This is a genomic window from Bartonella sp. AC62GZZY, assembly GCF_042196525.1.
In the GTDB taxonomy this organism is placed as follows: Bacteria; Pseudomonadota; Alphaproteobacteria; order Rhizobiales; family Rhizobiaceae; genus Bartonella.
Genome location: NZ_JBHIQN010000002.1, coordinates 114,422 through 126,716, shown reverse-complemented (window position 1 = coordinate 126,716; position 12,295 = coordinate 114,422). Strand labels below are relative to the sequence as shown.

The following is a 12,295-nucleotide window of genomic DNA, read 5'->3' as shown; positions in this document are numbered from 1 at the left end:
ATCTTACGATATTCGGAGAAGAATTTAGCATACAAAACGATAATTTATTATTATATATCAGTTTTTATATAAAAAGATTCAATTCAATAGGTCTTCTAACCGTATAGAGCAGATGCAATATTGTAAGTTGAAAAACAGTGCGACGACATTTGCCTCTCTCTTCATCAAAGCAAAGACAGTTGATACCTTACAGAGAATTATATTACACAATTTCTATGAACAGTAAAAAAATTTTAAGTATAGTCTTTTTATCTTGCAAAAATATGGCAAAAAATGGAAATATTATTTCATCAAAATAAACTATTTCCTTACCAATTTGTAAGGTTCCTTCTTCAGATAAATCTCTTGTAATTTTTAAATAAATCTCCATAATAAGAGCAGATGTGCTGGAATTCCGCCAGTGATTCTTAGGGTTTTTGTGTTAGCCAATTTAGGGCTTATACGAAGTGTTTATCTGTAATGACAGAGGTACTTTTAAACCCCAATATCTGACGGAACATATGCTAAAGGATTTTATATTATGGCTAATTTTAAAAATTTACGTTCGGCGCCTGCTTCTCATGCCGATGCATCAATTGATCTGGGATTGCGCGACTATATGTTGGGTGTCTACAATACAATGGCCATTGGTTTGCTTATTACAGCTGCTGCCGCTTATGCAATTGTATCATTAGCAACGACAACAGATATGAGTCAAGCAGCAGCTCAAATCAATAGCAGTGTTTATTTAACATCTTTTGGAGTAACATTTTATACATCACCATTCTCTTATATTGTTATGTTTGCACCACTCATAGCGGTCTTATTTCTCAGTTTTAAAATTAATACACTGAGCACAAATACTGCTCGTAGCCTCTTTTTTGGTTATGCTGCTCTGGTTGGTCTTTCACTATCTTCAATCGTTTTGCGTTATACGACAGAAAGTATTGTACAAACCTTTGTTATTTCCGCTGCAACTTTTGGAGCTCTTTCACTTTATGGATACACAACAAAGCGTGATCTTACAGCAATCGGTTCATTCTTATTTATGGGATTGATTGGTTTGTTACTTTCTATGATTGTGAACATTTTTCTTGGATCAAGTGCTTTGCAATTTGCTATCTCCGTTATTGGTGTTTTTATCTTTGCTGGTTTAACAGCTTACGATACTCAAAACATTAAGTTGATGTATTACGAAGGAGATGAAGGTGATACAAGAGGACGTAAAGTTATTATGGGTGCATTGAATCTTTATCTTGATTTCATCAATATGTTTGTCTTCTTGCTACAATTTCTTGGTTCAAACCGTGATTGATTTTAAAAGATCATCGCTTAATGAAAGAACCTTGTTTCCAAAAGAAACAAGGTTCTTTTGTTTTTAGTGTAAGTTTTTACCCTTTGCCTCTTAGAGATTGTATTCTTTTCGCAAAATGACAAAAATACCTTATAAGCAAAAGTTTCCTTGGTTTACCGGTTTTATCCAACAAAAGCTCCATAATTCCCTTTTAAAGGCAATCTATAGCCGCTCTTATCATCAACCAAACATCATCAAGCCAAATGATAATTATGATCTAACCGTTGCTTCCTATAATGTGCATAAATGTGTAGGTATTGATAAAATTTTTAATCCTACACGTATTGTACGTGTTATTAATGAATTACAAGTTGATATCCTTGCTCTTCAAGAAGCAGATAAACGTTTTGGAGAGCGCGTTGGTTTGATTAATCTTCAGCTATTAAAAACTGAAACTGGCTTGATTCCTGTGCCTCTCAATACCATGTCACCTCATGGTCATGGTTGGCATGGGAACGCTCTTTTTTTGCGAAAGGGATATGTACGTGAAACTTTACAAGTCACTCTTCCTGGTATTGAACCACGTGGGGCTGTAATTGTAGAATTGGAAATGCAAGCAGGCCCTATTCGTATTATTGCGGCTCATTTTGGCTTATTACGTTATTCTCGTAAACAACAAACAAAAATGCTCCTTGCAATTTTGCAAAAACGCTCCCTTATGCCTACACTCCTCATTGGAGATTTTAATGAATGGCGGATAGGAAAAGGCTCATCTTTGAACCATTTTTCTCCCTATTTTGATAACACACTTGAAGTTGTGCCAAGCTTTCCTTCGCGTTTTCCTCTTTTAGCCCTTGATCGCGTTTTTGCTTTTCCCCACCAATTGGTAACAAATATTGAAAATCATCATTCACCACTTGCACGTATTGCCTCAGATCATTTGCCTATAAAAGCCTACCTTAATCTTGCCAACGCCATGAATGTTCTTGAACATAAAATAAATAAAAAAAGTTAATGTGCCTCATCCCAATTTTGAGCTGTCATGACTTTTACTTCAAGGGGTACAGATAAAGATAAAACCGGCATTGTAGCATTTTCCATAACATTTTTAACAACGTCCATGGTTTTTTTACTCTCTTCTTTTGGTACTTCAAAAATCAGTTCATCATGTACTTGCAGCAACATTTTTGCTGATAGATTTTCTCCTTTTAAAACATCTTCCATCTGTATCATAGCGCGGCGAATAATATCTGCAGCAGAGCCTTGAATCGGGGCATTAATAGCTGCCCGTTCATTAAGGGAACGAATTTTTACGTTCTTTGCTTTTATTTCTGGATAATGGATACGACGTCCAAAAATTGTTTCTACATAACCATTTTCACGTGCAAAGTTTTTTGTCTTTTCCATATAATCTTTAATTCCTGGAAACCTTTCAAAATACAATTGAATATAACGACCCGCTTCTTGGCGTGAAATTCCTAATTGATTGGCTAAGCCAAAAGCTGAAATACCATAAATGATACCAAAATTAATCGCTTTTGCACGCCGTCGTATATCTGAATGCATTCCCTCTATTGCAACGCCAAACATTTGTGACGCCGTTATAGCGTGAATATCGTGTCCTTTAGCAAAAGCTTCTTTTAATGCTTTTATATCCGCAATATGTGCAAGAATGCGTAATTCAATCTGACTATAATCAGCAGAAAGCAACACGTGCCCTTTGGGAGCAATAAAAGCTGTTCGAATTTTACGTCCTTCAGCAGTTCGTACTGGAATATTTTGCAAATTTGGCTCTGATGATGACAATCGCCCTGTTGATGTTATTGCCAAAGAATAATTCGTATGAACACGCCCTGTTTTTGGTAAAATATAAGAAGGCAAAGCATCGGCATAGGTAGATTTTAGCTTTGCAAGTTGACGCCACTCAATAATTTTACGCGGTAATAGATGACCTTCAGCAGACAACTCTTCTAAGGTCTGTGCAGAAGTTGACCATTGTCCGCCCTTGGTTTTAGCGCCTCCAGGTAATCCCATTTTGCCAAAAAGGATATCCCCCAATTGCTTTGGTGAAGCAAGGTTAAACTTTTCACCAGCTTGTTTATAAATTTCCTCTTCTAGAATCAAAGTAGCTTGCGCCAATTCTCCTGAAAGGCGCAATAAAATCTGCTTATCAACAAGAATCCCACGTTCTTCCATTCTTGCAAGAACTTCTATGAGTGGTCGATCAAGACGATCATAAATTTTTGCCATTTTTTGAGCAACAAGTTGCGGTTTCAAAACTTGCCAAAGGCGTAGCGTTATATCGGCATCTTCCGCCGCATAAAGGGTAGCTTGTTTTAAATCTACTTGTGCAAAAGAAGTAATTTTTTTTCCTTTATGCGTTAAATCCTTATAGGCAATTGGTTTATGTCCAAGCCAACGTTCAGACAAATCATCCATATTATGGGTTAAAGTTCCAGCATCAAAAGCATATGACAAAAGCATAGTGTCATCAAAAGAACGTATAACAATGTCGTATTGCTTCATCACCAACCAATCATATTTTATATTCTGACCAATTTTTAACACCGCTGAATCTTCTAATAGCGGTTTTAAAAGTGCCAAAGCTTTTTGGGTCTCAATCTGCGAGGCAATACGCCCATCCCTTAAAAGGTCCTCTTTTTCCTCAAAATGTTCAAGTGGTATATAGGCTGCTTTTCCTGGTTGTAATGCGAGTGAAAAACCAACAAGCTTTGCTTGCATCGGATCAAGAGAGGTTGTTTCAGTATCAAAAGCAAAAAAGCCCTGTTCTTGTGCTTGCCATAACCATTCTTTTAAAGTTTCCTCCTCAAGAATCGTTGTGTAAGTATCTCTTGTAATTTTTTGAGACAGTGCTTGATCTTTACGTTTTTGTGCAAAAACTTGTGGAGAATTTTCAGAAAAATTATGAAAAGATGCACGTTCAGTATTTTTTATATCTAAATCATGTCCATAGCTTAGTTTTTCCCATTCAACATCTATATCAAGTGCATCAATAACAGCTGCATCACATGTTGTTGCCTCTGCTATACGACGCGTTAATGTTGAAAACTCCATCGCTTTCAAAAAAGCAATTAAACGCGGACCATTTTGTGGCTCCAAAATAAAATCATCTAAATCACTGTCTATAGGGACATCTGTTTTAAGCCTAACAAGCTCACGGGAAATTTTAACTTGTTCTCTATAAGCTTGAATGTTTTCACGCCGTTTTGTTTGTTTAATTTCTGTTACGCGTTGCAATAAAAGATCAAGAGAACCAAATTCATTTAACAACTGGGCTGCAGTTTTGGGACCAATGCCTGGAATACCCGGTATATTATCCGTTGAATCTCCAATCAAAGCTTGTAAATCAATCATTTTTTCAGGTTCAACACCCCATTTTTCTATAACTTCTGAAATACCTATATGCTTATCTTTCATTCCATCATATAAGGACACATGTGTATTTACGAGTTGCATAAGATCCTTATCAGAAGAGATAATGGTTGTCTTTGCTCCAACCTTCGTTGCCAATTTTGCATAAGTAGCAATTAAATCATCCGCTTCAAAACCTTCCTTTTCAATACAAGGCAAATTAAAAGCTTTTGTTGCTTGGCGTATCAGAGAAAATTGAGGAATTAGATCTTCAGGAGGTTCAGCGCGATTCGCTTTATATTGAGGATAAATTTGTTTCCGAAAAGTATCAGATGAATAATCAAAAATAACAGCAAAATGTGTTGGAACAATACCCATAGCTGTATTACGAGCATCACAAAGTAATTTCCATAACATATTACAAAAACCAGCTACCGCTCCTACAGGGAGTCCATCCTTTTTACGTTTTAAAGGCGGCAAAGCATAGTAAGCACGAAAAATGTAGCCTGATCCGTCAACCAACAAAAGATGATCTGTTGCTTTCATGACAATTTTATTTCTCCATTTCAGCTAAAAAACAAATTACCTGTATATATTTTTTTCATTTTTATTTTATTTTTTTACTTTGCCTCTAAAAAGCCATTTTTTCTTTCCATAAGACATGAAGTCGTTGCACTTTATATTAAGTACCTAGAGCTTTTCTTTGCTGTTACAGGATTAATAGCTTTCATTTTGCTCCTCCTATGATAGCTGAGGTACAATGTGACGACAAGGTCGTTGTGGTGTTCCCCTCCCCACAACGACCGTTTTTTTGGTATCCATATTTTATATTTTTAACCTTAAATAGCTTGTTTAGAGAAAAGATAAGAATATTATTCATAAACTTTGAAGTTATTCCACAGAGCTTTTTCACCCATTTTATTGATAAAATCAGCATGCAATCTTTTTTCTTGCGCACTCAATCTTGAAGGTAAAGCCTGTGGGCGAAATTTAACTGCATAAGGCATATCTTTGTCACTTTGAGTATGTTCATCAACACTCTTTCTGTTATCAAAACCCAATATGCCCTGCTTTCCACCAATCAATTCAATATAAACATCGGCCAAAATCTCTGCATCAAGTAAAGCACCATGAAGAACACGATGGCTGTTATCAATTCCAAAACGTTTGCATAAAATATCAAGAGAATTAGGACCCATAGGGAATTTACGCCGTGCCATAGCCAATGTATCAAGAATATTATCAACACTGATGAGCGGCTTATTGACGCGTTTTAATTCTGCATTAATAAAACCAATATCAAAACTCGCATTATGCGCAATCATTATCGCACCATTAATAAATTCCAAAAATTCATCAACAATATCACTAAAACTTTTCTCGTTTTTTAAGCGTTCATTGGTTAATCCGTGAATTGCTACAACTTCATCAGGAATAATAACGCCTTCAGGGTTTAAATAAACATGAAATTGGCGCCCTGTAAGATAACGATCAACCATTTCTACACAACCAATTTCGATTATGCGATCTTTCTCTTTATCTAAACCTGTTGTTTCTGTATCAAAAATAATTTCACGCATGATTTTAATTCTTTAGCAATTTTTTTATCACATCAAAAACCTGTTTACGTGTATTTTCTAAATCTTTCCCTGTATAAATAATAAAATCAGCACGTTCTCGTTTTTTTTCATCTGGCATTTGTTGGGCATTGATAAAGGCAAATTTTTTCTCATTCATACCTTGGCGAATCATGACACGTTCTTTTTGCATTTCTGGTGGAGCAGAAACAACAATAACGCTATCTACACGATTTTCACCATTTGTTTCAAACAGAAGTGGAATATCAAGAATAACTAATTTTTCCCCTTGATTGCGCGCTGTATCAATAAATTCTTGTTCTTTTTTTTGCACCAAAGGATGAATTATTTTTTCTAATGTTTGTAATTTTTCCTTATCATCAATCAAAATTTCAGAAAGTTTCAAACGGTTAACTTCATCGTTTTCAACAACACTAGGAAAAATACGCTCTATGAGTAACAAAACTGGCTCACTTTTATAGAGTTGTTGTACCGCCTCATCAGCACTAAAAACAGAAATACCCGCTTGTCTGAAAAAATCAGCAACTGTTGATTTTCCCATAGCTATTGATCCAGTTAATCCTATAATTTTCATTCTCTTTCTTCACTCATATCCTCTAAAATGGCTGTCCTTAACGCTTTTGTTACCTGTGGTTTTATTCCAAACCACCGTTCAAATCCTATAACAGCCTGATGTAGAAGCATCCCAAGCCCATCAACCGTTTTGAGATCACAAGCCTTTGCCTGTTGTAAAAAAGGAGTTATCAATGGTGTATAAACAATATCTGTTACTAATGCCGTTGTTTTTGCTTTATGAAAATCGCAAAAAAAAGAATCACTTTTTTCTTCTGGACTTTTTATGCCAATAGAGGTTGTATTAACAATCAAATCAGCTTGATGAAGTATTTCATGGATTTTATGCCAATCGTAAACTTTAATGATTTTTCCAAAATGCTGAGCTAAATTATCAGCGCGCTGTTTTGTACGGTTAATTAAATAAATTTGTTCAAATCCGCGTTTTTTTAAAGCATATAGGATAGCGCGTGCAGCGCCCCCAGCCCCAAAAACAAGAGCCGTTTCCCCTCCCCAATCAGATGCAAAATCATCAAGATTAGCACTAAAACCATAGGCATCACTGTTTGTGGCACAAAGTTTATCTCCTTCATACCAAAGTGTATTAGCAGCACCTATCATTGTTGCTCTCTCGTCTTTATAATCTGCTAAACGAAAGGCTTCCTGTTTATGAGGCAAAGTAATATTTCCTCCACAAAAGCCCATTTTTTGTAAAGAAACAATAAAATGACTAAATTCTTCGGATGTTACTTCCTGTGCAAGGTATTCTCCTTGTAAACTATATTGTTTAAGCCAAAAATTGTGAATTCTTGGCGATTTTGAATGATGAATAGGAGAACCAACAACAAAAGCACGCGGATAATTTGTCTTTTTTATTATTAAGTTAACCATCAATAATTCCTAAGTGGCGCAATTTTATGAGTAGAGGCAGCAAAGGTAAACCAACAATGGTAAAAAAATCTCCTTCAATTTTTTCAAAGAGATGAATCCCTTCTCCTTCAATTTGATATACTCCTACGCTGTTTAGAACATCTTTTCCTACGCGTGCTAAATAACGTTCAATAAATTCTAACGAGAGTAAACGTACAGACATATGTGCACTAAAAGCTTCAACCCAAATTTTTTGACCATTTTTAAATAAAGCTACCGCACTATGAAGAGAATGGGTTTTTCCTGATAACTCACATAAACGTTGATGTGCTTCCTTAATATTTCTTGCTTTATGAAAAACTTTACCTTCCAAATCAAGAACTTGATCACAACCAATAACGAAAGCATCAGGAAAACGATCTGAAACATTTTTTGCTTTTGCACTTGCAAGAAAACAGCTAAGTTCTTTAGGTGTTTTTTCTTTTGTTGTTTTTTCTACTTCTCTCTCATCAAAAGAAGCGCCTTCAATTAAAAAATTTAAACCTGCCTTTTTCAACAACTGTGCACGATAAAAACTAAGAGATGCTAATATTAACGTATCTGCGTCCATGAGGATTTTCTCTCACTTTCCTTCACGAAATCGTGATAAAAGTTCAAATATTGCAGCAGCAGTTTCTTCAATAGAGCGCCTCGTGACATCAATAATAGGCCAACCAAAACGTTCGCAAATGCGTTTTGCATGGATTAATTCTTCAGCTATGCTGATACGATTAGTATAATTATCAAGAGCAAAACCTTCTCCTAAATCTCTATTTTGACGAATATGTGAGATTCTTTCAGCTGAAGCAATTAAACCAATAATTAAAGAATTTTTTACCTCTAAAAGAGATTCTGGCAAATCAATTCCTGGAATAAGAGGAACATTAGCCGTTTTGATTCCACGATTTGCTAAATAGATGCTTGTTGGCGTTTTAGAGGTTCTTGAAATTCCTACAAGAATTACATCCGCTTCAGATAAGCTACTGGAAGACTGTCCATCATCATGCTCTATTGTAAAATCCAGTGCCTCAATACGACGAAAATAATCTGCATTAAGATCATGTTGTGCACTAACACGTAAATGAGTTGGCATTCCAAGGTAAGACTGAAAAGCATTTAGAACAGGATACAATATATCAATACAGGGAACTTCTATTTTTTTGCATTTTTTTTGAAGGAGTAGTTTAAGTTCTTCATCAATCATTGTGTAAAGAACAATACCTGGCTCTTGTTGTATTTCATCAAGAACTTTTTGTAACTGTATTTTATTACGAATCATAGGATAGATATGCTCTGTTGCCTGACACATTGCATATTGGGATGCTACAGCTCTTCCAACAGAAATTAATGTCTCCCCCGTTGCATCAGAAAGCATGTGTAAATGAAAGAATTTTTTTTCTTTTGTCACAAAAATTTTAACTCCTTGTTAAGACATGTGTATATATCCTCACTGTTTTTTATAAAACTAAAATTTATGAAAAATTCTCCTTTTTTATGCACAAATTAAATGCTTGTGATAATATTATCCCCTCTTATAAAAAAGAGGGGATAATATCTTTAAGATAGTGTTATTTTTATTCTTTTTTCAGTTCCTTTTGTGGATAAAATTGAGGATAAATAATAATCCACACTAAACACAGTTATAAATAAGAATAATCCTTTCTTTAATATAAATTTATTAATATAAATTTCTGTAAAAAATACTTTTGAATAACATTTCATTGATGCTATAATTTTAACTCATATTTTTGTTATTAAAATAATTAAATACTATTTGGATTTTATATTTTTTCAAGTTTTTCATATAATTACTTAATATTACAGGAACAAATTTCATATAAATGGTACTTGCAGATTAAAAAAATTGAGTGTAGGATATTTTTTCTTAAAGAATATTTCACTCATAAATTTCCATAAATTATTTAGAACAATCTTCTCCTTAATTACAAAGAGCATATTTCATGCAAAAAATGAAACTACAAGAACTTAAAAGCAAAAATCCCGTTGAGCTTGTTTCTTTTGCTGAAACATTAGAAGTTGAAAATGCCTCCCTTATGCGCAAACAAGAATTAATGTTTGCTATCTTGAAAAAACTTGCTCTACAAGACGTTGAAATTATAGGAGAAGGTGTTGTCGAAGTTTTACAAGATGGATTTGGATTCTTGCGCTCTGCTGATGCTAATTATCTTCCTGGACCTGATGATATCTATCTTTCACCTGCACAAATACAGTCGTTTTCTTTAAAAACAGGCGATACAATTGAAGGCCCCATACGTAGTCCAAAAGAGGGAGAACGTTATTTTGCTCTCCTTAAAATTAATACAATTAATTTTGAAAAACCTGAAAAGATCCGTTATAAAATTCACTTTGATAATCTTACTCCCCTCTATTCAAATGAACGTTTTCAAATGGAAATACAAGATCCTACAGAGAAAGATATGTCATCACGTGTGATTGATTTGATATCTCCATTGGGAAAAGGACAGAGGGGACTAATTGTTGCACCACCACGGACGGGAAAAACAGTTTTACTTCAAAATATTGCTCATTCTATTACCACTAATCATCCTGAATGTTATCTCATTGTTCTTTTAATTGATGAACGACCAGAAGAGGTTACTGATATGCAGCGTTCAGTAAAAGGAGAAGTGGTTTCTTCTACTTTTGATGAACCTGCAATACGTCACGTACAAGTGGCAGAAATGGTCATTGAAAAAGCCAAACGTCTCGTTGAATATGGGCGTGATGTTGTTATTCTCCTCGATTCTATTACACGTCTTGGGCGTGCATATAATACAGTTGTTCCTTCTTCGGGTAAAGTTTTAACAGGTGGTGTGGATGCAAATGCCCTACAGCGTCCAAAACGTTTTTTTGGTGCAGCACGTAATATTGAAGAAGGCGGATCTTTAACCATTATTGCAACGGCTTTGATTGATACAGGAAGTCGTATGGATGAGGTTATTTTTGAAGAATTCAAAGGAACAGGTAATTCGGAAATTGTTCTTGATCGTAAAGTTGCTGATAAACGTATTTTCCCTGCTATGGATATTTTAAAGTCAGGAACGCGTAAGGAAGAACTTCTGGTAGAACGACAAGATTTACACAAAATTTTTGTTCTTCGTCGTATTTTAGCATCTATGAATGTAACTGATGCAATTGAATTTTTGATTGATAAATTAAAGCAAACAAAAAATAATAGTGAATTTTTTGATTCAATGAATACGTAGAGTCATTAAAGTTTTTATTAGGATAAAACCTGTGGATACAATCTTTGCTGTTTCGAGTGGATTGTTACCTTCAGGGGTTGCAGTCATTCGGCTTTCTGGTCCTCATGTTGTGGATATAGTTAAAACGCTTTGTGGTCGTTTACCTAAAGCACGTTTTATGCATTATGGAAATCTTACTGCTTGTGATGGTAGTTTTTTAGATTCTGGTTTAACTGTTTTTTTTCCTGCTCCTCATAGTTTTACGGGGGAGGATTGTGCAGAATTCCATTTACATGGAGGAAAAGCAGTCGTTAATCGTTTTCTCGATGAATTGTCAACATTTTCTGGATGCCGTATTGCAGAGGCAGGTGAATTTTCACGTCGCGCTTTTATGGAAGGAAAATTAGATCTTGTTCAAGCAGAAGGTCTTGCTGATTTAATAGAAGCAGAAACGGAAAGCCAACGGCGTTTAGCTGTTATGGGTACAAGTGGACATTTAACGACGCTTTATCGTGATTGGCGTCATAAGCTTATGAAGGCGCGTGCTTTTATTGAGGCAGAACTTGATTTTGTTGATGAAGCAGATATTCCCAACGCAATATCTGATAAAGTTTGGAAAGATGTTGAGGATCTTTGTACTTCTATTAGGGAATATATTACTGAAGGAGAACGTGCGAGTATTTTACGTGATGGATTAAAAATTGTTATTGCTGGTGCTCCAAATTCTGGAAAATCAAGCATTATGAATCGTCTTTCAGGAAGATCTGTTGCTATTGTAACGGAAGAAGCAGGAACAACCCGTGATGCTTTAGAAATGAGAATTATTCTTGGTGGTTTACCTGTTTTTTTAACCGATACTGCTGGTTTTAGAAAAACAGAAAATAAAATAGAACAGATGGGAATAGAAGTTGCTAAACAGCATGTTAGAGAAGCTGATTTGGTTATTTTGGTTTATGATATAGGAAATCCTAAGCAAGTTGATTTACCAGAAACATCGGCTGAAATATGGCATGTTGGTAATAAGCTTGATCTTTATGAAAAAAATGATCAGCGTTGGTCTATACAATTTTCCGCATTAACTGGTTTAAATTTTGATTCTTTTATCAAAGAACTTGAATTATTTTGTCATCATCGTGCTTCTGAAATTGGAAATATTGTTCCAGCACGTAAAAGGCAACTTCAATTATTAAAAGAAGCTGTTAAAGAGATTGAGTTTGCTCTCAATTATCATTTTTTTGATCTCAGTTTACGTGCAGAACATCTCCGTCGTGCAAGTGATTTTCTTGGAAAAATTACGGGAGATATTGATGTTGAAGATTTGCTTGATATCATTTTTTCAGAGTTTTGTGTTGGTAAATAATGATTCACGTGAAACATTGATTATT

At 34.9% G+C, this 12,295-nt stretch carries 10 protein-coding genes; 4 read left to right on the top strand and 6 right to left on the bottom strand.

All coding sequences use genetic code 11. The features are described from left to right. Positions 1-520: 520 nt before the first annotated feature. Positions 521-1,294, top strand: coding sequence for a Bax inhibitor-1/YccA family protein (locus ACFIML_RS02110; protein ID WP_375615662.1), 774 nt, complete (start codon positions 521-523; stop codon positions 1,292-1,294). A gap of 115 nt (positions 1,295-1,409) precedes the next feature. Continuing rightward, positions 1,410-2,288 (top strand): endonuclease/exonuclease/phosphatase family protein, encoded by an 879-nt coding sequence (locus ACFIML_RS02105; protein WP_375687273.1) that lies wholly within the window; start codon positions 1,410-1,412, stop codon positions 2,286-2,288. Here ACFIML_RS02105 and polA read toward each other — a convergent pair. The 6 genes from polA to ACFIML_RS02075 form a co-directional block, all read right to left on the bottom strand. Continuing rightward, a complete protein-coding gene (gene polA / locus ACFIML_RS02100) occupies positions 2,285-5,191 on the bottom strand; it encodes a DNA polymerase I (RefSeq protein ID WP_375687271.1) in 2,907 nt (968 codons plus the stop codon). The two genes, ACFIML_RS02105 and polA, sit on opposite strands and share 4 nt — an antisense overlap. A 326-nt stretch (positions 5,192-5,517) precedes the next feature. Next, positions 5,518-6,225: a DNA polymerase III subunit epsilon gene (gene dnaQ / locus ACFIML_RS02095; protein WP_375608997.1), complete on the bottom strand. Its 708-nt coding sequence runs from the start codon at positions 6,223-6,225 to the stop codon at positions 5,518-5,520. A gap of 4 nt (positions 6,226-6,229) precedes the next feature. Continuing rightward, a complete protein-coding gene (coaE, locus tag ACFIML_RS02090; protein ID WP_375687269.1) occupies positions 6,230-6,817 on the bottom strand; it encodes a dephospho-CoA kinase in 588 nt (195 codons plus the stop codon). Then, on the bottom strand, positions 6,814-7,686 hold the full coding sequence (locus ACFIML_RS02085) for a shikimate dehydrogenase (RefSeq protein WP_375687267.1): 873 nt from the start codon (positions 7,684-7,686) through the stop codon (positions 6,814-6,816). Before ACFIML_RS02085 ends, coaE begins: the two co-directional genes overlap by 4 nt. Further along, positions 7,679-8,275, bottom strand: coding sequence for a Maf family nucleotide pyrophosphatase (locus ACFIML_RS02080; RefSeq protein ID WP_375606096.1), 597 nt, complete (start codon positions 8,273-8,275; stop codon positions 7,679-7,681). Before ACFIML_RS02080 ends, ACFIML_RS02085 begins: the two co-directional genes overlap by 8 nt. A gap of 12 nt (positions 8,276-8,287) precedes the next feature. Beyond that, on the bottom strand, positions 8,288-9,112 hold the full coding sequence (locus ACFIML_RS02075) for a pyruvate, water dikinase regulatory protein (protein ID WP_375606095.1): 825 nt from the start codon (positions 9,110-9,112) through the stop codon (positions 8,288-8,290). A 553-nt stretch (positions 9,113-9,665) separates the two neighbouring features. Between ACFIML_RS02075 and rho the strand changes: the two genes are divergently transcribed. Both rho and mnmE read left to right on the top strand, forming a co-directional pair. Continuing rightward, on the top strand, positions 9,666-10,931 hold the full coding sequence (rho, locus tag ACFIML_RS02070; protein WP_015857121.1) for a transcription termination factor Rho: 1,266 nt from the start codon (positions 9,666-9,668) through the stop codon (positions 10,929-10,931). A 31-nt stretch (positions 10,932-10,962) separates the two neighbouring features. Further along, positions 10,963-12,270: a tRNA uridine-5-carboxymethylaminomethyl(34) synthesis GTPase MnmE gene (mnmE, locus tag ACFIML_RS02065; RefSeq protein WP_375687265.1), complete on the top strand. Its 1,308-nt coding sequence runs from the start codon at positions 10,963-10,965 to the stop codon at positions 12,268-12,270. Positions 12,271-12,295 lie beyond the last annotated feature (25 nt).